General features: G+C 60.0%; 11 protein-coding genes. 1 reads left to right on the top strand and 10 read right to left on the bottom strand.

Annotated elements, in window-relative coordinates:
• Positions 1 to 20 precede the first annotated feature (20 nt).
• From K3172_RS00135 to zorA, 6 genes are all read right to left on the bottom strand, one after another.
• Complete coding sequence (locus tag K3172_RS00135) at positions 21 to 5,978, bottom strand: DEAD/DEAH box helicase (RefSeq protein ID WP_221586470.1); 5,958 nt, start codon at positions 5,976 to 5,978, stop codon at positions 21 to 23.
• Positions 5,965 to 9,264 (bottom strand): STY4851/ECs_5259 family protein, encoded by a 3,300-nt coding sequence (locus K3172_RS00130; RefSeq protein WP_221586469.1) that lies wholly within the window; start codon positions 9,262 to 9,264, stop codon positions 5,965 to 5,967. The genes K3172_RS00135 and K3172_RS00130 overlap by 14 nt, the downstream gene beginning before the upstream one ends.
• 110 nt (positions 9,265 to 9,374) lie before the next feature.
• Positions 9,375 to 13,190 carry a DEAD/DEAH box helicase gene (locus K3172_RS00125; RefSeq protein ID WP_221586468.1) on the bottom strand — a complete coding sequence of 1,272 codons (3,816 nt, stop codon included), beginning with the start codon at positions 13,188 to 13,190 and terminating at the stop codon, positions 9,375 to 9,377.
• On the bottom strand, positions 13,184 to 14,590 hold the full coding sequence (locus K3172_RS00120) for an EH signature domain-containing protein (RefSeq protein WP_221586467.1): 1,407 nt from the start codon (positions 14,588 to 14,590) through the stop codon (positions 13,184 to 13,186). Before K3172_RS00120 ends, K3172_RS00125 begins: the two co-directional genes overlap by 7 nt.
• Positions 14,587 to 15,315 carry an OmpA/MotB family protein gene (locus K3172_RS00115; RefSeq protein WP_221586466.1) on the bottom strand — a complete coding sequence of 243 codons (729 nt, stop codon included), beginning with the start codon at positions 15,313 to 15,315 and terminating at the stop codon, positions 14,587 to 14,589. Before K3172_RS00115 ends, K3172_RS00120 begins: the two co-directional genes overlap by 4 nt.
• Positions 15,315 to 17,240 (bottom strand): anti-phage ZorAB system protein ZorA, encoded by a 1,926-nt coding sequence (gene zorA / locus K3172_RS00110; RefSeq protein ID WP_221586465.1) that lies wholly within the window; start codon positions 17,238 to 17,240, stop codon positions 15,315 to 15,317. Before zorA ends, K3172_RS00115 begins: the two co-directional genes overlap by 1 nt.
• A gap of 472 nt (positions 17,241 to 17,712) precedes the next feature.
• Between zorA and K3172_RS00105 the strand changes: the two genes are divergently transcribed.
• Positions 17,713 to 18,348 carry a S24 family peptidase gene (locus K3172_RS00105; protein WP_221586464.1) on the top strand — a complete coding sequence of 212 codons (636 nt, stop codon included), beginning with the start codon at positions 17,713 to 17,715 and terminating at the stop codon, positions 18,346 to 18,348.
• Between the two features lie 10 nt (positions 18,349 to 18,358).
• Here the strand turns inward: K3172_RS00105 and K3172_RS00100 are convergent, their stop codons facing one another.
• The 4 genes from K3172_RS00100 to K3172_RS00085 all read right to left on the bottom strand — a co-directional run bounded on the left by K3172_RS00100 (position 18,359) and on the right by K3172_RS00085 (position 24,958).
• Positions 18,359 to 19,267: an HNH endonuclease gene (locus K3172_RS00100; protein WP_221586463.1), complete on the bottom strand. Its 909-nt coding sequence runs from the start codon at positions 19,265 to 19,267 to the stop codon at positions 18,359 to 18,361.
• A 72-nt stretch (positions 19,268 to 19,339) separates the two neighbouring features.
• A complete protein-coding gene (gene mobF / locus K3172_RS00095; protein WP_221586462.1) occupies positions 19,340 to 22,264 on the bottom strand; it encodes a MobF family relaxase in 2,925 nt (974 codons plus the stop codon).
• Positions 22,265 to 22,323: 59 nt separating this feature from the next.
• Positions 22,324 to 24,636 carry a type IV secretion system DNA-binding domain-containing protein gene (locus tag K3172_RS00090; RefSeq protein ID WP_221586461.1) on the bottom strand — a complete coding sequence of 771 codons (2,313 nt, stop codon included), beginning with the start codon at positions 24,634 to 24,636 and terminating at the stop codon, positions 22,324 to 22,326.
• Positions 24,626 to 24,958 (bottom strand): hypothetical protein, encoded by a 333-nt coding sequence (locus tag K3172_RS00085; protein WP_221586460.1) that lies wholly within the window; start codon positions 24,956 to 24,958, stop codon positions 24,626 to 24,628. Before K3172_RS00085 ends, K3172_RS00090 begins: the two co-directional genes overlap by 11 nt.
• Positions 24,959 to 25,138: the final 180 nt, after the last annotated feature.

Genomic DNA, 25,138 nt, shown 5'->3' with positions numbered 1-25,138 from the left:
CACGGCTGCGAGCCGGCGCATCAAACCTTTTTAACAGCAAAATAGCTTTCCCCAACGCCGGCGACCGCAGTCGATGCGCGCAAGAGCTCACTTGCCTGCGCCACAGGTGCCGAACGAAAGTCATGCCGCGGCGGGCTGCCGGCTATGCGCCAGTATCCAAAACCCTGGTCGAGCAGCACGAGCACCTTCTGACCATCGGCGTATTCAAGCTCGAGCTTGCGGCCATGGTCGGAATTTTCCGTGACCTGCAGATCGACATCGAGGCCAAATTTTTCACCCAAAAGCTCGGCAACTTCCGCACGGTCATCTTCATATTCCCAGTCATGGAAGATCCTATGGGGTGGCCGATCCTTCTTTAGTGGCTGGACCAGGATATCGACTTCGACCGGGCTATCCGCCTTCAGCTCAGCGGACAGAGCTTCGCACGTTCGCAGAAAAAGAAGCATGGGTAGAGGCGCATTCAGATAGCGGTCGGTGTAGGTGATCCGCACAAGACTGCCGGGCCTCCAAACACCAGCCGCTTCCATCTGCTGCTTCAGTTTTGAGCCAAAGCGTTTGCCAAACTGGCCAACCGGGCATTGCCCGAAACCTTGCATCAACTCGACCTGATCACCAGCCGCAACCTGTCGCTCCAGATCTTCAGGGTTGATCGGGCTGTAGGCAGTGGGGCCGCTGAGAGTACCGGCAACGACAGCATGCGTCTCACCCAAGCCCCAGCGCTCCCCCGGCTGCGCTGCATTCACATCGCGGGAGAAGAACCCTGTGGCGCGATCAGTCGAGATCAATTCGGCCAAGCGCTTACTCCCGAAGGGTGCGTCTTCTCCTTTACCCAGGGCCAACGCGAATTCGAAACGCACCGAGGCATCGCGCAAAAAGCGCCGTTCGACCTCTTCGAGCTTATCAAAGGAACTCGAATCAAGCACGAGCGTCACCGGAACGCCGCGCGCTGAGGCGGCAGAAAAGAACGTGCGCATTTTGGTCGAAGTCAGCTCTGCCAGATCGAACACGGTCGGCAACAAGACGGAAATGCTGTCTCCGCTTCGCGCTCTCAAAAGAAGTGTGTTTGCCGCGTCATTGATTGCCATGGCATCGGGGACGGCACGATCTTCCTGCGGCAGTTCGGCATTTGTCTCGAGAAATGCCTGAACCGCGAGGAGAGCAGACCGCCGGTCGAGACGACCCTGCTGCTTGTAGAGATCGGCAGCCAGAACGCAGGCCGAACACCCCATCTCGCATTCCTTGGGGCAATCGAGGACGCGGGCCGCTCGTTCGAATACATGATAGATGTCGTCGAGAAGTCTCGGAGCGTATCCGGCACCTCCAGATGCCTCATCGAAGATGTAGACCGACGGCACTCTGCGACCGAGCTTGCCGTCTCGAGCTGCCACAGAAATTCCAAGCTCGCGCGGCTCAATGCCAAGCCAGCGCGCAAGACTCTCGCGCAACGCTGCGCCAAGCGCCCAGGCTGCGCCGTCACTTTCCAATCCAGGCAATTGCAGCTCTACGACATCGGTTAGAACTTCATGGCCCAGCGCAAGTGCGCTCGTGATCGCATAACCTTCATCATTGCCCGGACAGCGGTCTATCGCCTTTCGATCCCTCGGCGAGAGCGGCCGATGGTCTTTGAGAGCGTCCGTCCCGGCATCCCCGGCACGTCCACACTCCAGGCAAATCTCGTAACCCTGGTCTTTGGGGCCACGCGAATGATGGTAGATGTAGCCTTCATGCGAAGCGCGGATCCGGCCGGTTTCAGGCTGCAGCATGGGTTGCCAAAGGGCATCACCGACACTGACCTTCGGAGACTTGGGTTCGATGTAGACAGCCTGATCGGTGTCGGCATGCGGCTGCGCGTTCCAGTCGACGCGGAACCCGGCCGGTTCAAGAAACTGCTCAATGGTAATGCTGCGCTCGCCGCAATGGGCACACTGGTCAGGCATCTGGTGATCGCTGCCCGCCCCACCACAATGGTCGCACCACCAGGCCCAACGAAGGTTCTGCGGCTCCCGCTGGCCACTGTCGATCGGGCTCAACCAATTGAGGGTGACCCCGGCCGATTTCCAAACCAGCCCGTCTACGACGACCTCTGCCCCCGGGGCATATTCCCGAATGGCGATATCGGCGTTGCGCGTCGGGCATTCATAGCGCCGATCACGCGCGCCTTCCTCTTCCGAACGATTGCGCTCCTGCGCCTTCTGCGTCTCGGCACAGAGGGTATCAAACGGGACAACTGATGTCGGAAAACCGCTCCCAGGGATAAGCGAGCGATTGGCGAGCTCCTTCAGGAGGAACTCCTTGCACAATCGCCGTGCCTGAAACTCGATCGCCTTCTTTGCCGGCCCTTCGAGCGCGTCCGAGTCTTCCTTTAGGCGCTGCCATGTACGACGGAAATTCCCAGCTTCCTGCCCAAACATCTCCGCCGTATGCCCCCGGATTTCGGTGTCGTATTCGAGACCAGTTCCCCTGAGCAGCCGCAGCAGACCTTCTTCGGTTGCGGATGCCGTTGTTGGTAGATCGAGCCATTCGCAAAAGGCGTCCACGGGAGCGAGACCTTCGAAAGGACGAAGGTCAGCACGACAGCCGAAGAAATCCCCGGTCTTGGTCCGGGCAAACTCCCCCTCAACTTCGCGAAACCATTGGGCAAGAAGATAGGCGTTCGCGTGACGTTGCGCGATCCGATCGGAATCAAGCGATACGCGCGGCGATGCGAGTTTGCGGCGCAAATAGCCTGCAGGATCGGCAAACGTTTCAAGATCGAGAGGTGTATTGCGGGCAATCGTGAGACTTGTCGAAAAGCCCTGTCCGCGGCGCCCCGCACGACCGGCCCGCTGATTGTAGTTGGCGATCGAGGGTGGAACATTGGTCATCAGCACTGCTTCGATCGAACCGATGTCGACACCCATTTCCATGGTGGTCGAGCAGGCGAGCAGGTTGATATCGCCTTCCTTGAACTGCTCCTCGAACTCCCGCAGTCGGTGCGGGGGCTGCTGGGCACTGTGTTCCTCGGCCCGCAGATAAGGCGTGGCGAGCGCCGCCTGATCGTGAAGATCGGTCCAAAGATGCAGCTGTCGAAGGGCTTGGACTAGCTTGTCCTCAACTAGCCAACCTCTGATCTCCTTCTTATCGGCAAAAGAGAGCGGTCGAGTGCGTGGGACCTTAGAAAACTCAACCGGCAAGACTGCTTTGCCGTCGATCTTGCTTCCAGACCCAACAAGATTGGGTGACCGACCAAATACAAGTCGCGGAAGAACGCGGCGCGTCAGGGGGCATTGCCAAGCTCGATCAACCGCCTCGATCTCAGCCTTCTGCTCGAGCCGCAGGGTGAATGTACCGCCGACGCCTGCAAGCACGGGCGTAAGCTGTTCCCAAGCAGTTCGAAGTAGCTGATTGATCTCGTGTCTATGACGCGGCTCACCGACATCCAGCTTCAACGCTGTCGCGAGGAGCAAGACTGCTGCGGGCTGCGTGCCCTTGGTATTGACTGAGGGCCAGCTGATATCACGCTTTGATCCAGGAGGTTGATCGGGCCCTATTACATTGCGAGGACGTGCCCTCCCTGGCATCCAGCGGGCGTCCCCATCATCGACGTCGAGCGCGAAATAGCTCCGCAAATAGTCGACCATAAAATACAGAAAATCGCGCCAATCTTCGATCAAGTAGCCCTTCTGGCCAACAAGATCGGGTAGTTTATCTGGGCTGATCCGCTCGATATCCGGGAATCGTAGCCGTGCCAGGCCAAGCGTCTCCATCGCGTTGGCATTGCGCGGACGACGGGCAAGCTCGCGCAAGAGCATGAAGCGGGCCAGCGCTTCCCGGTTATCGTGAAATCGTTCGCTGCGATCGAGGTCCCAAACCTTGGCCATCATGCCAATCGCCGGCTCAGACGCGAGCGCTGACACGAGGTCCTTCCAGGGTATTCCGGTTGCCGCGCCACCCGCGAGCTCCGCGTCAATCTTGGCGATATCATCCTTGAACGCAGGCATGTCTGCCACAAGGTTTGCTAGAGCAGCCTTCTTTTTGAGCATCTCTTCCCTGCGCTCATCGGTCAGGTCGCTACCCTGGGCAGCCTTCTGAACGGCATGGTAGATAAAGCCGCGAACGAAGCCCCGCTCACCGTTGGTTTCAATATTGGCAGCAAAGCGAGCTGTTCCCTGCCTGCTGTCCGAAAAGCTGATCAGCTGACGGCCATCGAACGGCAGGGCGTGTTCCGCCTGATGTGGCGACACACCCTCAAGGAGGATCGGTGCCGCATTCTGGGTGAGGAACGGTGTGCCAAAGCGAAAGGGAAAGACCGCCGGTCGCCCGCGCCGCTTGTTTCCGAGACAGGCCGGGCAACGTCCCTCGTCCAGCTGGGTCAGATGAAAATGCCCCGCCTCTCCAGTAAACTCGCCGCTGGATACATCGAAAGCGGTCGCGGTCGCTTCGGATTTCGGGTTTATGGCAATCAGTCGCGGATGGCCGATCCCCTCATGCTCATCTTCATCATCGTCATCATCATGATCGCGGTCACGATAGCTATCTTCGCGAAACTCATCTGCATCATGATCACTTCGCCGCGGTACGATCCTGTCGCCCATGTCATCGGCCGGGAGGAAGGGCTCGCCACAGTCGAGGCAGTTCTGAATTTCGAACACCATCGATTGGCAATGCGGACATTGATCCCGATGGTCGAAAAGCACGGCGCCAAATGGCCAATCCTTGGGTCGCATCTCGCCCGGGCAGTCGACATTGATGCAGGTCCAGAGCCCGGCAATTGCCCGCGTGAAGCTGTGCGCTCGCATCGGCAGGACAGGCTTCGCTTCGCTGGCATTATGGGCGGAAAGATCGAGCAGAATCCTTTCGGCGTCCGGCGAGAGCGTCTTAAGCGATGCCAGTGTCTGGGGCTCGCCTTCCAGCCTCTCGGCAACCGACGATGCTGCCGGATCATCGGACGCTGTCAGGACTTTCGAGAGATCGACCGGCTGAGGCTTTCCCACAACGACATGCGCCCGCTCAAGCGGAACGCCAGCAATGTCGGCAAGGAATCTCTGAAGGTCTTCGCGGGCCTTCTGGTCGTCCGCAGAGCCGATGGTGGCCGACGTCGCAACGAAGCGGACCTGATCCGGCGTCACATCGAACGCATTCATCACACGGCGAAGCAGGAGCGAGAGCTCCGCCGCTGCCGAACCGATGTAACTGTGCGCTTCGTCGATAACGATCCAGCGCAGCTTGCCTTTTGATGCGTCGAGGATCGGACGATCCTCGCGCCGGATCGTCATGTATTCGAGCATCGTCTGGTTGGTAACGAGGATCGGCGGTGGGTTGGCCCGGAGGGTTTCGCGGTAAAGAACCTGATGCGGTATCTCATGCTCGGCCTTGTCGCGATTGGACTTCCGCGCCGTTCCCATCAATCCGTTGTAGAGGGCAAAGCGGACATCGCCGCGAAGCGGCTTGGTCCAGGCTGTAAGGCGCTTCTCCTGGCTCGCGATAAGAGCGTTCAGCGGATAGAGCATGAGCGCCCGAACCCCTGTCAGAGGACCTTGCTCTGCGGACTCCCGGACCAGATCATCGAGCATCGGAACCAGGAAGCATTCGGTCTTGCCCGACCCCGTGCCGCTCGAAACCAGAACCGATTGCGGCTCTTGCGTGCTGAGCAGTTCCCACGTCGCCAGCTGGTGCGCGTAGGCGGGGTAATCGAAGCGTAGACCAGTATCCGATGTTTGGGTGATCGCGTCGATTGTGCGCTGATGCAGCAGCGCTTGAAGTTGGTTGGGGCTCTTTCCTGAGGATACATAGCCGGGAGCAGCCTGAAAAAGCTGTTCGGAAAGGAGGCTACCGTTTGCTGGATCCGTACCGGCAAGAGTGCTCCGGAGAAAAGCGTTGAGCCCTTCGTGCCGGATGCCTGCGCGCGAGACGACCGCTTCGGCGAGGCCAGTCCTCAGCCGCTGGTGCACCTCCATCGGCGACAATCGGGATGTAGGGAGGGGATCACTGGCGGCCATTCTTGAGCTCCGAAAGGGCATAGCCAAAGGCTTTGGCAAAATAGTCGGGGTGACGTCGTTCGACGTCCTTGATGGTGAGGACTTGCTCCTTCTCGAGAGAAGCACGTCCGGTAGCGGACAGAGCAGCGGCGAAAGGAGCATCGAAGACCCGCATCAGCGCTTCGACGAAGTTCTCTCTTGGCAGTAGCTCGCTGTAAGCAGGCCGAAAAGGGTTGAAGCCGCCGGCATCCATATTGATGCCCTCGCTTGTATGGCTCGTGAAGTGGTTGCGAAGCTCTTCCCAGCTCAACGGCGAGAAGTCCCGGCAAATCAGTGGCGCAAGCTGCGGCGCACGCGCCGCGATTTCGTTCTGACGTTCCGTGATGTTTGCCAACGCCCACTGAGGGTCATCGAGCCGGCTGACCAGATAATTGCCTTGAGCCTGAAAGGCAGCGTCCCAGGCCTTGATCGGCAAAAGAGACCAGCTTGAGCATAGGCCATCAAACAGCTCGAGGATCGTCGAGAGGTGTTGCTCCTCGCAGCGATAAAGAAGGAGCGGCGCAAGCGGACCGGCAATCTCGAACTTGCTGAAGATTTCGAACGTCTGCGGAGGCAAGCCATTGAGCGACAGCGCCAAATCCATGACTGCACGAATGGTCTGGGTCGCTTCAGAAGACGTGGGCTCAGCAGCGAGTTCCTCCGCCAGCCGCACCAGGTCCTCGCGCGCTTGTAAAAGAGGCTGTGCCATTGCCCGGCCGAGCCGGTGTTGCGGAACGTCGTGAACCGGATCGCCGTCGATAAACTTTGGCCTCGTGAGGACGCGAGCACCTTCGCGCAGATAGACGAGCCATGGACCGCGCAATCGTGGCAGTTGGATCAATTGCCCTCCGAGGCCGCCAAGCAATCCGTCAAACGGACCGAAATCCACCTCTTTCTCGGGAGCACCAAGAAAGCGGCCGCCAACGCGGACATCCTCGCCGACAATGGCCGTTTTCGGACGCAGCCCTCCCGAAGGTTCCCACTCAAGAGAATTGCCGAATTCCGTGACGTACCAGTTGTCATTGCTGCCGTTGTGAAAGTCGAGCCGGACCTGGGCATCGATGCCGAGCGGCCGCATCAAGGCGGCAATATCGTTGCGCAGAGCCGACAGGCCCAGTTCGACATCGACCTTCCAACTCGCCTCTAGCGACGCTCCAGCGTGATGGGCAACTTCGCCCATCAGCATCGCACGGCCCGGTGCGCGGGCAACGGTGTCACGAAGATCGGCGAGGCCGACGACAGTATCGCGCCTGAGAAGTTCGCCATCCCAGGTCGTCAGCCATTCTTTCGATCGCAAAGGCACATTGAGGTCGAAAGTGGAGCCATGCCTTGGGGTGAGGCGCAAGCTGAGCAGCGCGCGTCGGGGCGGATCGATCCGCACCCGCCAGCGATGGTCCGCAATCGACGTTTCATCGCTGAGCACCGCTTCTCCGGTCCAACCTTCCAAAAGGATTTCCGCATGGGCCGCATTGATCCGCTGGCTGAGTGCGAATTCAACCGGCAGAACCAGTGCACTCGTCCGGTCCCGAACATGCTTGGTCGTTCCATCGAGCCAGGCGAACTCGCAGTGTCCAGGGCCCGCGTTGACAAGATCATCGCGCCAGGTGCTTTCCCCTGCAAACCGCCAGCCGACCTCTCCGCGCGTTGCAGTGCGCCGGGAAACCCCGTCTTCGACTTCTGCATGCAGCGGATGTTTGATCAACCGTTCGCCGCCGGGTGCCTGCACACCGGTCGCCTCTTGGGCGACTATGGTCAGGCGATCCTTACGATCTGCACTCTGCCCCGTCCGCACCAGAAATGCGTCACCATTGGGCTTCTCAGCGATGATCTGGCCAGCACAGCGGTAGAGCGAACGACCAGGTGCAAAGGCAAAGTCCTCGGCTTCGATCTCTGTATGGCTGTCCTTGCCGCGAAGCATCCAATCCTGCGGAACATCGACAAAGACTGGTTCGGCGCGATAACCGCCCGACCCCTGACCGATAAGGGAAAACGCGCCTAGCTCCGTGTCTCCGGTCCGCCGCTCGAATATCCGCAGTCCGTCCCCAACCGCTTTGCCGCCCGGCAGGACAAAGCTTTGGGCGAGTCTTTCACCGCGCGCATGGAATTCGGCGGTGACGGAGAGGTCCAAGGGAAAATCGATCGCAGCTTCGCTGCGCATAGCGCGCGCGATCCAGCAATTACCTGATTCAACCTCCAGGTAAGCCAGTCGACCGGAGATACGGTCCGCCAAGGCACCCGAAGGCTGAAGAAACACCCGGACATATTCACCTGCGGACAGCACACGATCCTTGTCGTCCCAGCGACCTTCGAGATGGAAATCCAGACTTTCGCGCCATTCACCGTCCTGCGAACGCATCAATCGTCCGACCCGGATGCTCCCTGTTCCGGTCAGCTTTCTGGCTTCAAGGAGCGTATCGATGAGGCCCGCAGCAGCCCCGTCGAGCGTCATCGGCAGTTCATCGCGCCAGTCTTCGTAAGCGTGGTCCAGCCGGGCGGAATAGGGGCGACCGTCAACTGGCACTTCCTTGTCGATGAATGCACGAAGCTCCACGATCTTGAGGGCAAGTTCCCCGCAGATTGCGTGCATTTCCGGGCTGCGCCAGATTGAGGGAAGTAAATATTCGTTGCGTTCGCAGATCGAAACAGCGGTAGCGATGTCCTGAATGTCTGCCCCGAGCAGCTCACCGACTGCACGCTCCAGGAAGCGACGCGGCCAGCTCGCACCGCCTGCGATTGCCGCTGCAGGAAAACCCCCATGCCGCGCGAGATTGGAGAGACGCTGGTTTCCGTGCGCCGTGATAAGAGGTTCAACGCCCCAGGCATCGAAACCGCGATCTGCAAGTGCCCGCCATTCCGATTGTGGGAGCTGGAGCTTCAAAACCGCTTCGATATCGGCCCAGCGCTGCATGCCGCCCTGGTAGGAGCGCCGAAACCAGTCTGCCGCCCACATGACGAAAGCTGGAGCTAGCGACGGCCGCAGCAAATCCGATGCAAGATTGGCAGCCAGCTTCGCTTCGATCCGCTGAAAAATTCCCGGTGCGAGCTTGTAGCGGTAAAGCGGGAGGCCAGTCGGGCGAGGTAAACCAAGATCCCCGCAAGTCTTACCCAAAGGATGCGGTCCGCTATCTGCTGCCCTGGCCAGCTGGATCGCGCGGATCATCAAGATACGCGAGCCGCCGCTAGCGTGAATGTCATCGGCAATCTTGCGCAGCCGAACCGGGTCGTTTTGCGCCGCGTCGATTTCAGATTTGAAATCGCGTCCTTCCATCCCCGCACTCACCCCCGGCACCTCTCGCAATCACGGATGCCAGACAACACCCTCACTTACCTCAACATCTCTGAACGTTACTTCATAATCAATGATGAAGGTCAGGTTTTTCAGTGCATTGCCCGAGAGGTAGAAATCGAGCCCTCGTAAAAAGCATTCACGACGCAAGACCAACGCGCGTTCATGACGCCGTCGATACCCCGTCCAAGATCCCAGATGACGGTATCGCCATTCTCCAGTTTAGCCCTCACGAAACGATCGTGCAGGTCGCCGCCCGACCGCCGTGACTTCTGTGCGAGGTGGAGGGGAACCGAGGCCAGCATACGGTTCCACCGATCTTCAAGGTCCTGGCGCTGGTCACGCGTGCTTTCAGGGTCACGGGTCTGCACGGAATCGGCGTCGAATGTCACAATTTGCACGGCCGCGATTTCCGAAGCGAGCTGTTCAAAGCGACCGATGAAATTGATGAGGCGCCCGCGAGCCTGCTCGTCAGCGCAACAATAGGGGTCCTGGATTTCGAGCCGTTCAATTCGTGCGTCGCGCGCGTACTGCTCGAAAATCGTCCAGTCACGTTGTCCATATTGTTCAAACACGACCCGCTGAACGAAGGGAACGCGCGCTTCAGCTGCCTCGACGGGAGTTCGCACGGAGAGAATGGGGCGCCGGTTCTTGCGTTCGGCATTGCTCGATGCTGTCTCGCCAGGATCAGAGTGAGACTGCGAGCGCGCCGCTTCTTCTAATCCTGGTTCTGCCGTGTGCTCCGCAGCCGGACCAAGGTTTGCGGAACTCGTTGTGTTGTCGCTCGCGGGTCCGCGGGAGCGAGCGCTCTCCTCGTCTCCCGTCGGCTCTTCGATCTCCGGCTGTGCGACTGGTGGGGAAGGCGGTTCCGCCTGTCGAATACTCGCGCTGTAATCGGTGTCCTGAATATCCACGTCCGTCTGCCCGGCTGCGGCATACGCACTACTTCGATCAAGGTTCTCTGCAGAGCGCCCGTCGAGCACATCGGAAAGCAGGTCCTCTACATCGCGATCGCTCTCCGGCGGCATGAGCAGACCACGGCTCAGCGAACGCTTACGCTCCATGAGGGCGTCGAGACGCTGGTCGAAGCTTGAAGGTCCGATCGCTTCGTCCGGATGGACAGCCATCGGGATGTGAATGGTCACTGGCCTGGTCTGACCGATCCGGTAGGCGCGGTCCGTCGCCTGATCTTCAACGGCCGGATTCCACCAGCGGGACAGATGGATCACATTGTTTGCTGCGGTGATCGTGAGCCCCACGCCGCCAGCCTTTGGCGACAGGATGAGAACGTCGAATGAGGCCGGCGAACTCTGAAAGGCAGTCACCATCTCCTGGCGCTTATGGCCCGCAACCTTCCCGCTGATGCACATCGGGCGGCGCTCGAGCGCGAAGCGCTCCTGGATTGCCATCGCGAGGAAGGCCTGCATCTCGAGATCTTCGCAGAATAGCAGAGCCTTTTCGCCGCGCTGCTTGACCTCCTCAAGGATTTCGAAGGTCTTCTTCAGCCGTGCAGATTGCCCGATGTACTCGTCGATGTTCGAAATTCCGCGCGGCGGTGACGGGTGGAGCGATGTACCGCGCAGCATATGCAGCACTTTGAGCATCGCACCCTGTTCGCCGCTTTCCCGTAGCGCTCGCGCTCTGGCCAGCACGAGGTCGTAGGCCTGCGCTTGCTCGGCCGGCATCTCGACCGGATATTTGCGGGCTTTCTTCTCCGGCAACCCGGTCAGGATTTCGTCCTTCATCCGTCGCAGCATGAAAGGTGGAAGTTCTCTGTCGCGCTCGATCAGACGGTGCTGGAGATCGCCAAGGCGCTCGAGATCGTTCGCAGGGAAGCTGCTTTCGAATTCCCGGCTCGAGCCAAGAAAACCTGGATAGACCGTATCGGCAATCGACCACAGGTCCTGCAACCGGTTCTCGACCGGTGTGCCCGTCATAGCGATCTGGATTGTGCCGTTCAGCGCCTTTGCGGCGCGGGTCATCTGGCTGGCAGGATTCTTGAGCTTCTGGATTTCATCATAGACGATTGCAGCGAACGGAATGCGCGCGAAGCTCATGTGATAATCGCGCATTGTTTCGTAGGTCGTCAGGACGATCCCGGCGTCATTCCATTCGGATACGTCGAGACGCGATGTTCCCCCTCGAATGTCGCTCCCAGCCTCGAGACGGAAATTGCGCAGGTTGGCGCCGAACGCCTCGACAACAGGCCCCATGAGCTCTGCTTCGATGTGCTGCGAAAGCTCGGCTTGCCAATTCTGCAGAAGACCTGTGGGCGCGACAATCAAAATGGGTTTCTGGTGAGGCGTTTTGCTGCGCAGCCAGAGCAGGAACATGAGCGCCTGGAAGGTCTTTCCGAGCCCCATATCGTCGGCGAGCAAGACGCCCGGCATTCGGCGCTCCCAGGCCTCGGCAAACCAGGCGAACGCCTGCACTTGGTGAGGCTTGGGTTCCGATCTCAGTCCCTTGGGGAGCTCGGGAACATCGAAATCCTGCACTTCAGCGTCGGGACGAGGCAGCCGCGCATAGTCCAGCTGCTCGAAATTCTCTCCAACCTGAAGGAAGAAGATATCGACGCTCTCGCGTTCGGTTCTGTCCGAGGCGCGTCCCTCGACCTCATCAGCGATCTCACGTTCAAGGTCTGCAATTGCTCGCGCGGCCTGCAGGGTTGCAGGCGTCGCGGGGATGCTTTCGTCGCGCCAGGCGATCGTTTCCTTGCCTGCATCAATCGCTGTCTCGACTTCGCTTGCGATCGTTTCAGCTTCACCTGGAGCCAACTCGACATGACGCGCGTCGGGCGGATCCCCGATCCGCAATCCAAACCCTTCGGGCAGCCAGCTGTTCGGCTTGGGTTTGATCCAGGGCAAAACCGGCTTTTGCCAGACCTCGATCCCGCTGACCCGCTCGGAAAACTGCTGTGTCTCGATGAAGAGACGATCAGCTGCCTCGTCATCGCCTGCCGCGTCAAGCTTGAGCTCCTCACGCAGGATACGTTGCGGCGAACGCAGGAATTCGCGCTTTTCCTGTGAGGTGCCCACCTGCTTTGCGCGCACGATGTCGAGGGCCTTACCCAGCATCGGGTCGAGAAAAAGGAGCGTTCCGTCGGAAAGCAGATAGCTTCGCCGCCCGCCGTCCTGACCCCGGAACCTGCGCTGAAAATGCTGATTGTCCCGCGGGGTAAGCAGCGACGCTTCTTCTTCGTCGACCAGGTCACCCTCAGCGCTCTCGCTTACGTTTCTCGAGAAGAGGACGGGGTCGAAGTCGAAACGTCCATGGTCGGTCTTTGCGTTGAGTGAAAAATTGGCGGCATAGGCTATCCGGACACGCTCTAGAAAGCCATCCGCCTCAATGCCGGTGCCGATGTCATCTCCGAGCGTCGAACGAAGCTCGGCAAAGGCAGCACGGCGCTGATCGGGATCATCAGCCGCATTGACTGCAAGTGCGGCCTGGAAGGCCGAATAGATCGGCTCGGGAATTCGTCCGACACGCCCGCCCTCTCGCAGGCGTGCACCGGCGATGTCGGCTCGAACCGGCAGACCACCGCGGCGGACCCATTTCGTATCGACTTTGATTGTTCCTTCAGCGAGCGAACCTCCCGAGTTGAGCTGAAGGGTTATGGATGTAGCCGGAGGAAGACCGAGGGCGAATGCGTCGGCCTCATCGAGCCGGGCAACGATCTGCGATGGAAGGACTATGCCTTCCGCCTCCTCGCTGATCTGACCATCGTTATCGAGAGCTCGAGCCAGCGCCAGAGCGGCCTGACCAGCTTCAGGGGCTGCTCTTGGCCACTCCGAGACCGGCACAATTTCGCTTGATGCTCGCCGGAAAAGCCCGCCTGGCTGCTCGCGCAGAAGCGCAATCGTCTCACCACCGTCCTCGTTCTGTGTGGCAATGAACTTGGTCGTTACCATCGATCATTCCAGTTGCGGCCCCGGCCTCTCCCGAAACGAGGATGCGCGATTGATGTCCGGCGATGGATGATACCGGCGAACTTGCCTTCCCATCCAGGACTCGCTGGGACATGGGACTCATACTCGAAATCCGACCGTCCGCTGGTGGTCCGCAGCTTCCCGCCGTCGTAGACCTTTGCGTAGAGTTTCGGAGCTCCGGGATCGGTGTCACTCCAGAAGCGGCAGGATCCGTTATCGCTCCATTCCGATATGCGCAGGTCGCCTATCTGCATGATGATAGATGAAGAATGGGAGGGACCTCCTCGAATTTGACCGTATTCTGGTCGTTCGCCACTCTGGCGAATAAGAGAATCGATCTGGTATTTCGCGCGTGATCCCAGCGCGGGCCATGCGTCGGTGACCAATCCTTCATCAAGGTATGCAATCCAAAACGCTTCGCGTTGCTTCCACTGATCAGGCCGATCCGTGGTCTTCGCGATGGCGCGGAAGAACTCGCGCATGGCGACTTCGGTAAGCCAGCGCTTGAACACCTGAGTGACCTCGCGCGCACGCTCTTCACCGATCCACTCGGCGAGCGATCGTCCGATCCTGTCCCACCGGGTACGCTGGAGACGCGGATCACCCACCTGATCGAGCAGAAACTCGGAAATTGCCTTTCGATGCTCGGGTTCGGGTTTGGTCCTGATCCAGGGTTCTAGCAGGGCGCGGACAACCAGTTCCAACTGTCCCGCCTGCACTTCTGTATCAAACATACGCAGGATAATGCGCTGCGGGCCGACTGCTTCTGCAGGCTGAAGCTGTGCGGTTGCCTTGCAGGTCTCGGCGAAAGTTGCCTGACCAAACCCGCTCGCCGCAAGGTTTGCGCCAAGACCTGTCTCGCGCATCAAATGGAAAATGCCGTCTACATCGCGCGTAACAAAATCGCGCGCCACTTTGGCTGGTCCCATCTGCGGCTTGAACAGATCCCACCGTGCGCCGCGCTCGCGCCATGCCCAGTCATGCCGAACGGCAGCGCGGGATGCAGCTTCTGCTAGCATTGGCATGATCGAGCGGCCTGTCGGGAAATAGGTAAGGTAGCCATCGATCACGGCCTGGTCGGAACTGCGCCGATGATCGACATCGGCCCGTTCGAGCGCCGCCACGCCCAGCTCATTGAACTCCGGGTCGCACCATGCGCCGCGCAGGACCCTGTTGAGCTGAAACCGCGGTAACCCGTTTGCGCCGGTATCGGCCGCTCCTCGCAGGAATGGCTTAAGCTCAATGACGGGCTCTGCTTCGCCCACACATGCATCGAGCTTCGCCAACTGTCGCTGCAACTCAGGCTGTGTCGTCGGGGGTTTAGCCAGTCCAGCCGTTGCCAAGGCCTCCATTTTCGCGATTGCAGACCGCAGCGAACTCATTGCTCCTGCCTTAAAATGTCGCGGTCGAGGCCAGCGCTTGGCGTCGTCATCAGGAAGCGCAAGTCGATCCGTCGATTACGCTTCTTGGCTTCTTCGGAGTCTCCACGATCGACGGGACGGTCTGGACCGTAGCCACTTAGACTAAGGATTGGTGCGGAGCCATCTTCGCTGGCAGGTTTGTTGAGAAACCCGCTGAGCCCAGGCTGACTACGTTGGAGCGACTTAAACGTCGTCTCCGCCCTTCTGACGGAGAGGCCATAATTATCCATACCACCCGACATGACATCGGAGTCCGTGTGCCCCTCGACGAACACTGCATCGATAAGATGCTTGCTCCGCTCCCCCTCGCAAAGGTCGGAGGTGGTGTAGCAGGGAAGGACCTCGACCATGGCGGCAGCGACTTTGCCGATGGCAGCCTGCCCTCTCCCGGTCAGCTCCCACTGACCTTTGTCGAACAGGACATCGTCGGGAAGCCTCAGAACTCCGGTTTTGGTGTCAATTTCTACCTGGAGTCCCCGGTCTTTCAACGACTGCTGCAGATCGTTGAGGATCTCGGCGCGGGTCCTGTTCGCGCCGGTCAGCTCCTCGGTCTTGGTCTGCAGATTGAGGGCAAAGTAGGCCAACAGGATGATGAAAATCAGAAGTAGGCCGACCATCATGTCCGTCATGGACATGAAATAGCTTTCGCCCTCCTCAGGCGGCTTCCGGCGAACCACGCCTTCCATTATTCAGCGGCTTCCCTGTTCTGGTTTGCGAGGATGCCGGCAAGTTCCTCGACGGTATCCCGCAAGGTCGTGAGCGGTTCGAGTGCGCCGGCGAGCTGCGCCACACCATCGCCCAGAGCCTTGTCGATCTGGCCGACCCGTTCGTTGAGGTTCGACGCATGGTTGCCGGCAGCATCCGAGATCTTCTCAATTGCGTCACCCAGAGCGCGATCCACATCCTCGAAGCGAGCACGATATTCCGACCATGCGGAGGAGGCCGCACTCGCGGTCTCGCTTAGCGTTGCCGCAAGCTGGCGCATTTCGTCACGAGCGCTTTCGGAGGAGTCCGCATTGCGCGACACGATGGTCTCCACCGATTTGACTGCTTCGGCTATCGAGACTGCCGACTGGCGTACAGGTGCTGTCGCCGCTTCGACGTCGTTGGCAACGGTTCCGAACGCCGTTGCGAGATCGCTCGAGCGAGCAGCGACCTGCTCGATCGCACGCGCGTGATCTCCGATGGCACTTTGTGCGGTCGAGAGGCGGTCCGCCGACGTGGAAATGGCATTGCCCGCGTCCTTCATGCTGCCAACAAGCGGGCCGCCGGTCTGATTGAACCGTTCAACAAACTCCGAAAATGACTTTTCCATTGCCTCCTGGCCGATCCGGGCCGCGTCATTCGCCGCGCGTGCCGAGGCTTCACCCATCTGACTGGCCGCCGAGGCGAGTCCGGATTTCATATCGTCGAGCGTATTGCCAAGATTGCTCAGCAATTCGTCCATCCGCTGCCTGGCAAGCTCGCTTGCCTGCTCGTTTTCTTCGCGCATGCGGTCCGCTACGACGCCAAAATTGCGGTTGAGCTCGCCAAAAGCCGACCGCATCTCTTCCGAAGCCTGGCCAAAGCGCCTGACAGCTTCCTCGATCTGGCGGTCAGCTTCGCCGGTCTGTTTTTCGATACGTTCGGACATCGTGGCCATCGAGACGGTCATTGCGCCAATGGCATCTGCGAGCCCCGCCATCTCCGCGCCGGCACTTGAAGCAATCGCGTCGCGGACGGCTTCACCCCCGCCACCGCTGATCTTGTCGATGCCCTGCTGGATCGACCCCAGGTGCGTGATCATGGGTGCCATCTGCTTTTCCAAGGCCCCGTCGAGGGCGGCAGCGAGCTGTTCGGAAAAGGTGCGGAGTGCCGGAGTCTGCTCTTTGAGTTGTGCCAGCTGATCGCTCGCGATCCGTTGCGGCGGCAGATAGGCCATTCCATGCTCGAGCTTGTCGCACAGCATCGACAGTCCATCGTTGATCCGCTTGCCGAAGCGGTAGTCGTAGGAGCGCAGAACGATGGAAGCCACGATGCCACCCACAGAGGCCCAGAACTTCGCACCTGCAACCTTCATCAGGCTGTTCAGCTTGTCCTGCATCGCGGCAGTGTCGCCACTGAAGTCGAGCGTCGAGAGAGCTGCGATGATCCCCAGGAAGGTGATCAACAGGCCGATAGCGATGAAAATATTCGCAAACCAGTTCAGCCCGCGATGACGGTCGCCAAGATTGACGAAGAAGTGTTCGGGACGAGCGGAGTTCTGGAGAACATCGGCCGAGGGATCGACGATCGTTTCGCGATATTCCTCCCAGGTTCTGCGCAGCGGAAGCGCCTCAGCGTCATTCGCCTCCATCATCTGGGCGTCGATATCATTGAAGCGGCGCGCGAACTCGAGGCGCGCCTGATCGACATCGGCAGTGCTGCCGCCGGTTATCTCGTCGAGCAGGCGAACGCGGGCGTCGATCGCATCAGCAAGAGGGGCATGATATTGCCGCTTGTAACGGTACGCGATTGCGAAGGCTGTTCCGATCAGCACGATCGCCAGAAATGCCGCCATCGCATCGCCGATGAGCGGGATTTCCGTGAAGAAGTAGATCAGCCCATGGCCAAGCCATTCGGTAATTTCCATACAGCCCCCAGAAGCCCGTCAAAGTAGCGGGCTCCTGCGAACCGGTGCGGAAGCAGGCCGGGCTTGCGAAATGCAACCGGACGGAGAAACCCTCAATAAGCCAGACGGTATCGAACCGCAGAGCTTGCGCCAAGGCAGGTTGCGACAAACCCATGAGAATTTCGTGAATTCCTAAGACTAGAGCAGTCGATTTTTGGTCTTCAGGTAGAACTCCACCTTTTCGATAGTTCGCCTGCGAGGCCTGCGACCAGCTCGTAGGTCAAGCACGAAGCGCGGATCGCCAACCGCCCGACGACCGAACCGTGTCGCCGACATGTGCGATTCTTTCAAATGACGCTCAATGCGATCCAGCAATTTCATGGCCTTCCTCGACTCACTCAGCACTTGTGTTCCTGTTTTGTTCTTAGTAGGAAGGTTCCATCGAGTCTAGGAGATTTCCTTCTCTCCTAAGACCGTCTGAAGGAACGACACGATGGAACATGTCAGAGAGGAGCTTGATCGCCTGATCCAGCAGCGACGGCTCGGATATTCCTCAATCTCGCGGATGATCGGACGAAACTCGTCCTACATTCAGCAGTTCATCAAGCGCGGCTCGCCGCGCAAACTTGATGACGATGACCGGCGCACGCTTGCCAGCTTCTTCGGGGTCGATGAGCAAGTGTTGGGCGGACCGCCCGCACCCATGCGTGACGGGTTGATCGAAATACCCGTGCTCAATGTCGATGCGTCTGCGGGCTTTGGAGCGATTGCCGAAAGCGAGACCGCCCATACCCGCTTCGGTTTCGACGAGCGCTGGCTTGCCCGGCTGACCCGGGCAAAGAGCGCCAGTCTCTCAATCATCCACGTCCTGGGCGACTCCATGGAGCCGACACTCAGCGATGGCGACGAAGTGCTCGTCGATGCGTCGGACCAGGGTTCGCGGCTACGTGACGGCATCTACGTCCTGCGCGCCGACGATGCGCTGGTGGTCAAGCGCGTGACGCTCAAGCCAGGTGGCTGCAAGATCACCATCAGCAGCGACAATTCGGCCTATCCCAGCTGGGACGATGTCGACCGGTCCGAGATCCAGGTGGTCGGCCGTGTCATTTGGTTCGGACGCGCGGTCTAATCCGACCTGATCAGAACCCGGCAAAACGGGCGCGATGCTTGGCCACAAAATCCGGACGGGGGTTATCCCTCGGATCGACCGGAAGCCTGATCTTCTGTCCTGAAGGCGGGAAGAGCTTCAACAGGTCGGACGGCACCTTGTTGTGCGAAACTAGCAGGCAAAGGTTGTCGTCGAACGTGATGAGATGCCGGTCGAACAGCCAATGGGCCGTAGCCGAGAGCGCCACGCCGTTGGGTACGACGTCGGGTCCGCCATCGGCGACGGACCAGATATGGGCCGCCTGCGCCTCAGCTTTCCCGCCACCATTGATGATCCGCAAACCCGTGACGGCGCAGGTACTGTCATAAGCGTCGAGCACCTGATTGCGGAAACTGGCGGCACGTATTTTCTTGTTCACCAGGATCTGCTCGATCCGGCGTTCGCCAAAATCATCGGCCAGCAGAGCGGCGGTCGCATCGTCGATATGTCGCTCGTCGAGCTCGAGCCTGATCCGGTTGTCCGGGTCGAGCGTCTCGCTCAACCCCTGATTGACGATGGCGACGAAATCATCGCCATCGAGCGTGCGCACCGATTTGCCGCGCAGCGTCCTCCCGGCATCGCCAGGACGGGCCATGTCGCGAAGGAAGCGTTCGGCGAAGCGTCCGTCCTTATCGCGGTAGGACACCGCATTATCGAAGGGTAGATAGTCCCTGACGCGCGCATAGTAATGGGTTGGATCGGCCTCATCGGGATCGATCCGCTCAACGAAAGCGGTCGCGATGTAAGCCATCCTGCCGCCAGACACGCGGGTCTCGCGGTAGAGGATCCAGTCGTTCTCAAGCTGGCGGGCCTGAGGTAGATATTGCGAGGGGAAATGATACCGCTCGGTAATGAGGTCGTCGTAGCGCGAATTGCCGCTGATCTCGAATACACCCTTCACCGCCAACGCTCCGCACTTCTCTTGAAGAGGCATCGTGCCTGGTAACGCTGAAATCGTCCAGACTGTCGGTGATCAAATGCCGATTTCAAAAGGCTTTACCCTTTCCTTGGTGAGTTCGGGTTTGTCACTTGCAGGCGAAGCGTTGCCAACATCCTTGTCTTGCGAAAGGCCCTTGGCAGCTGCCGCCTTGAGCCTTTGCGTTACTTCGAGGGCCGATGCTTTCTCGCCGCTGTTGGACTTGATGGCCCGGCCGAGTTTCTCGGCATTATCTGCAATCAGCGTAAGGCCGTCCCGAAGCCGGGTGACCGTGACCAGGAAGGTCTGCCGATTGGCGAGATTGCGTTCGCGGCTGTCCATCACCGCGATACCGCGATCAGAGGTCAGTCCCTGCGCCATATGCGCATTGAGGGCATAGGCGAGGTCCATGCGTTTGAGCATGGGGTCGCCGCGGCTCAGGCGAAGCTCCTTGCCCGCTGATGTCTCTACCAAGACGCCCTTTGCGTCGATGGCCACGATCCTCGCCTGGTCGGCGTTGAACAGCCCGCGCTTGTGGTCATTGTCGGTCCAACGGACCTTGTCACCCTCGATGAGGGAAAGCGATTTGCGTTCGAAGAGCGACAGCCGGCTATCGTCTGCGCCCGGCCGCAAGCGCGCGGGATTGAACTTGCGAAGCCGCCCTTTCCTGTCCTCAAGCACGAGCTGCTTGCGCGCATGGTCGATGGTCTTGACGGTGTAGTCGCCCTTGGAGAGCTTCTGCGTGCTGTCGCGCGAGCGAAAGTTGAGGACCATGCCCGGCTGATATGTGCGAAGATAGCGCAGCTCCTCGTGTGTCACATTCACTCGCGAATGAACGGTCAGGCGGCCCGATCGTGGGCCGAGCTCGCCATTGGCCTTGAGTCCGCGCTGGACAGCCTCGTTGACCGCAGACCGTAAGGCTCGACTCGACGCGTAGATCGACGTCCGATCCCGATCCGCTAGGCTGAGCGAGAGCCACTTTTCGGCAGCAACAATCGCACTGTCCCCGCGAGCCTCGATGGTTGAGGGAGCAAGAGCCTGGAGCGCATCGTCGATGCGTCCCTCCTGCGCGGCGGCCTGGGCTCGCCGCAGGACGGGATCGCGGCCGCGCAAATTCACATCCATGTTGGCGCGCTCGATCCCGGCCTGTTGGACGAGGTCGAAGGGCTTACCGGCATCGACGGCGCCCAGCTGTCGCTTGTCGCCGACGAGAACCAGGCGCTGGACTTCGGCAAGGTTCGCCAGCCGTACCAGCTTGGCCTTGTCCTCGTTCGACACCATCGAGGCCTCGTCGAGCACCAGGACATGGTCTCCGAGCCCGCTCCGAGCCTCACTCAGCAACGTGGCATTTCCCGGCTCGTGCAGAAGCCTGCCCCATTGCGCTAGAAAGCGGGCGATGGTCATCGAACGGATGCCGGTGTCGCGCTCGAGCATCTGGACGAGCGTGTTCTGCATGGCGAGCCCCAGCACCTGCTTGCCTTCCTCGCGGAGCAGCTGGGCGACCGGCTTCATCACGCTGCTTTTGCCCGCCCCGGCTATGCCCTGGATCGCTACGATCCTGTCACGCGACGAAAGGACAAGGCTCGCCGCATCCTCCTGCCCTTCGTTGAGCGAAATTCCGTGGTTGATCGCGGCAACTGCCTGAACCCGTTCTGCGCCGTCCGATCGATCCAGGATGGGCGACACTGCACCTCGTCCCTGGTCGACACTAGCGAGAATGGTGCTTTCAAGGTCTAGCGCCTCGCGGCTCGTCAGCCAGCCTTTATGTTCGCCTTTGCCGGGCTCGAGTGCGCCGCTTCTGACCAATGCGTTCACACGGGTTTCGACGTGGTCCACCGTTGTCGGCAGCCCAAAATCGAGCGCCGCCTTCAGCAATCCCTCACGGGGAAAGGCTGCCTCGCGTTGCGAGAGATGACGCACCGCAGAGGCCACGGCCTGTGCGGCCGCGATGGTCGGTGCATCCTGGTTGAGAACATGGGCAGGGATCAGTGGATCAGCCGGATCGCCCTTGATCCGGAGCGCGAACTCTCTCAGCTTCGCAATTCCACGCTGAAGAAGGCTCCCTTCTTTCGAGCTGGAAATGTCCTTCGTTGCAGCTCGCATCTGCGACGCATCGATAAATCCGGCAAACTCAATTCCAACTTCCTGGGCTTTCTGCCGCCATGCATCGAGAAGGCCTTCCCGGTCCCTGACGGGCGCCTTACTCTTCCTTGTATCGAGCACGGCGATGTCGCGAGTTTTCGGAGTGTTCTCACCCAGCTTGCGTACCGCGTCGAGGACTTCTTCGCGCCGCGTTGAGAACGCCATCACCTGCTCGCGGGCAATGCCCGCTGCTTCGAAATTGCCATGCTTTCCAACCGGCCCTGCTTCGTAGCCCATTTTCTCGACCGCCAGACGAAAGCGCGCCATGGTCATCGAGTTGAGCAAGGTATTCAACGACCAAAGCTTGTCATTGCGAAGCGCGCGCCACTTCCCGTCGCTGCCTTGCGTGACATTCGCTACAACTGCGTGGAAATGCAGGTTCGGCTCCTGGTTGCGGTTGGTGTCGTGCTGGAAAAGACCAATCGTCAGGTTATCTGTCGCGACCTTCCCGTAGCCAGCCTGACTGCCCATCCGGGTCTGCGCCGCGTTCTTTTCTGCCCAGCGCAAGGTCTCGATGACGGCCTCGTGATAGGCATCGATAACCCGCTGGTCGCCGCCCACCAGCGCGAGCAGCGACCAGCTTTTCGGGAGTGAGAATGTGAGGTCGGTTCCCGGCCTGTGGGCCTGGCCCGGGTTGCCGACCTGGATACCACCGGGAAGTTCTCCCCGCAGCAAGGCATCGAACTGCTCAGCGCTGACCCGCCCCTCAAGGCGAAGTCGTTCCGCTCCCTTCCCCACCCAGGTTCCGGAACGATCGGCATCGGCGCCGGTGTAGTAGTTGTCTGCCGCGAAATAGCTCGCGGCAGCCGAAGGGGAGCGCACATTGGCGACGGAAAGCATCCAGTTTGGTCCTCGTCACGGCTCCCCTCGCGGCCGAGTGATCCCTCCCCATTTGCCTTTCACATGTCGGGCTCGAACTCGCCGAAATCCTTTTCCGGAGGATCTGCGACCGCACCTTCACGCAGGTCTTTTTCGACCGGGGTGAGAGGCTGACGCCCGTTATCCGCCGCACGGCCTCTTGGCGCCGAACCGCCCTTTTCACCTGCCTCATCGCCGGCGGCCCCTGGTTCGGACGGATGCTGTTCCGCGCCCACCGTTGGTGCATCCTCGCCGGTTTGCACAGCGGCGAGAGGTAGCGATAGTCCCGCATCCCGATGAGCATCGGAGCGGGTTTCGGCACCAAGATCACCAGCAGCGCGCCCTGCATTCAGCTTTTCAAGCGGCACAGGCTCCTGTCGATCTTGCGGTTCATCGGCGACACGGCGCTGCCCCTCCAGATCGAGTTTGAGCTGCTTTGTATCGACAGGTTTACCGGCACCGTCGTCGTTCGAGGCGGGATGCTCGTCCCTCGCTTTCGGACCCGGAATTCTTTGGGGCGTCGTCGCCGCCGGACCCTGGCCAGGCTTTATGAGCGGTTTCTCGCGGGCGATGAAACCTTCGGCAATACGGCCACGCGTGCACGGAATGAGCGAGACCGGCGCAGCGGGGAATCCGTCGGGAAACTTGATGTAGGCCGACAGCCGCGGAAGGTTCATGAACTGGTCGGGCAGGAGCAACGGCTCGATCTGCCGCCTGGGCGTCAGGCTGACTGCATCGCGCGCATTGTTGTACCCGTAGCTGTAGCCTTCTTCCATGTCGCGTACCTGCCGGTGACCGATGAAATCGGAGCACCAGGTCGCCGTTTCGCGATCGGCCGTCGCCAGGATGAGCTTGGTGCGCGCAAGCGAGGACAATGTCATGGCCATGTTCTCACCGTAGACTTCCTTGAGCTTGGCAAACGCATGCACCCCGGTGACGATCGCACCGCCGAAGTTGCGCGCCGTTTGCAGTCCCTTTTCAAGCGCCGGCAGTCGGTGAAGGGCGCCTAGTTCGTCGATCAGATACCACATCCGCAGGTCCTGTGTACGCTCGAGCGTCATGAGCGTATTCATCGCCGTGTCGAGCCACAGCGTCAGCAACTGCGAGGAGATGCTCATGTCGACATAGCGGGCAGAGAGGAACAGGATCGAGCCCGCCTGACAGTCTCCTTTGACCCAGTCGCGGACCGAAAAACGCGGTCCGGATGACGGCAAAAGCTTGAGCACTTTCGCATTCGCATTGAACACTGCGCGGATCGATTCCGCCATGCGGGCCGCTTCCGGAGCGGTCAGCGGATCGGCCATGGTGCCGCGCATCAGCTTATGCACTTCGGACAGATCAGCGGTCATCAGCTGCCGTGCCAAGGCCTCGTTGGTCGCTGTGCCGGTGCGGGCAAGATGGAGACACATCTCGACGAACAGCATGCGCGCCGCGAGCACCCAGAACTGTTCGGAACCACCCCCGTCATGGGGCACGAGCGCTTCAGCTGCGGCATGAAACTCAGCTTCCGTCGTGCAGTCGTTGAACACGCTCCACAACGGACACCGAACATCGACAGGATTGAGAATGATGTCGCGCGCGGGATCGTAAAAGGCTTCAATGAATGCCCCTGTGAGGTCGAAAATGACCGCGCGCTGGCCGCGTTCACGTGCTTCGGCAACAAGTTCGGTGAGCGCCACGGTCTTGCCGGTTCCGGTTGTGCCTATAAGCATGGCGTGGCTCTGCTCGAGCCGCCACGGCCAGCTTACACCGGCGAGATGTGCGGGTTGGTAATGGCCCGCTTCGGCCAGCGCCGATGAGCTCGCAAGCCGCCACTTCCAGCCGAACTTGCGCCCCAGTTCTTCGGCCCGGAATGCCTTGTTATGACGCTCGATTTCTTCTTCGAGTTCGTCGAGCGAAACAAGCATTGCACCGCGCTCGTGCTTGCGCTCCTTCGACCGCCCGCCAAAGCGCTCGGCGAACCACCAGAAAAACACGAAGGCAGGGATCAGCAGTACCGCCGAGACCAGCAATCCCTGCTTCACTGCCGTACGAAACGCCTCGACCGCCTCGCGCATCGGCGGGAACTCGCGAACGATGCCAAACGGGAGGCCGACCCTTTCGCCGTCTAGCAGTTCGAGGTTGACCAGCTTTGCCGGATCGAACTCCATGAAGGCATAGAGACTGGCGTAGATGTGCATCCAGACCAGGTAGATCTGGTGATCGCTCAGAGCCGACCTCACTTCCCAGTAGCAGGTGCCGACGGCAACCAGACCGGTGACAATCAAAGGACCCTTCAGGCCGGCTGCAAACATGAAACCGAAGTGGCCAAGCAGCTGGCTCCCGCGGGTGAAGTTCAGGAGATTATGCTTCATGGGAATGGCCTCCCATGCTCGCGTTGACGGGGAGGCCAAGACGCTCGAGGCGTCGCCGGTACGCCTCGTGAGTACGGTCGCGCAAACTCGCGTCAGAATGGCTGGCCAGAAGCGCATCGAGCGCAACCGAAATGAAGATCGCCTGGCGCGCGGGATCGAGCCCTGCGGGCCGGTCCTTCGCCTCGTTATTGCGCTGCCAGGCTGCGACTATGAGGTCACGGATAAAGACGCTGACACTGACACCATGGTCCGCGGCACACTGGCGAACCCAGTTACCAACGGAGAGAGATACGAATGTCTGAAGCCGATCTTGTCGGGTCATGAAACAGGTTCCTTGTCGGGCCGACGGAACCTGGCTCACCTTGCGGAAGGTGCCGATGAGAATAAATCGTGAACAACTCGCAGTCAATCGAAAGATTCGGACAATATTTCATAGTGATAGATGGATGTGAGTTGTTTGCGGATCAGCGCAAAGCCGCTCTACTCGCAGACGGGTTGATTC

Origin of the sequence: Qipengyuania proteolytica (assembly GCF_019711565.1) — a bacterium.
GTDB lineage: Bacteria > Pseudomonadota > Alphaproteobacteria > Sphingomonadales > Sphingomonadaceae > Qipengyuania > Qipengyuania proteolytica.
The sequence above is the reverse complement of the archived record's forward strand: the minus strand, read 5'-3'. Positions and strand labels throughout refer to the sequence as shown.

Coding starts and splice junctions, on each gene's coding strand:
- K3172_RS00135 (WP_221586470.1), bottom strand. CDS start 5,978: ATGGCCGCCAGTGATCCCCTCCCTACATCCCGATTGTCGCCGATGGAG.
- K3172_RS00130 (WP_221586469.1), bottom strand. CDS start 9,264: ATGGAAGGACGCGATTTCAAATCTGAAATCGACGCGGCGCAAAACGAC.
- K3172_RS00125 (WP_221586468.1), bottom strand. CDS start 13,190: ATGGTAACGACCAAGTTCATTGCCACACAGAACGAGGACGGTGGTGAG.
- K3172_RS00120 (WP_221586467.1), bottom strand. CDS start 14,590: ATGAGTTCGCTGCGGTCTGCAATCGCGAAAATGGAGGCCTTGGCAACG.
- K3172_RS00115 (WP_221586466.1), bottom strand. CDS start 15,315: ATGGAAGGCGTGGTTCGCCGGAAGCCGCCTGAGGAGGGCGAAAGCTAT.
- zorA (WP_221586465.1), bottom strand. CDS start 17,240: ATGGAAATTACCGAATGGCTTGGCCATGGGCTGATCTACTTCTTCACG.
- K3172_RS00105 (WP_221586464.1), top strand. CDS start 17,713: ATGGAACATGTCAGAGAGGAGCTTGATCGCCTGATCCAGCAGCGACGG.
- mobF (WP_221586462.1), bottom strand. CDS start 22,264: ATGCTTTCCGTCGCCAATGTGCGCTCCCCTTCGGCTGCCGCGAGCTAT.
- K3172_RS00090 (WP_221586461.1), bottom strand. CDS start 24,636: ATGAAGCATAATCTCCTGAACTTCACCCGCGGGAGCCAGCTGCTTGGC.
- K3172_RS00085 (WP_221586460.1), bottom strand. CDS start 24,958: ATGACCCGACAAGATCGGCTTCAGACATTCGTATCTCTCTCCGTTGGT.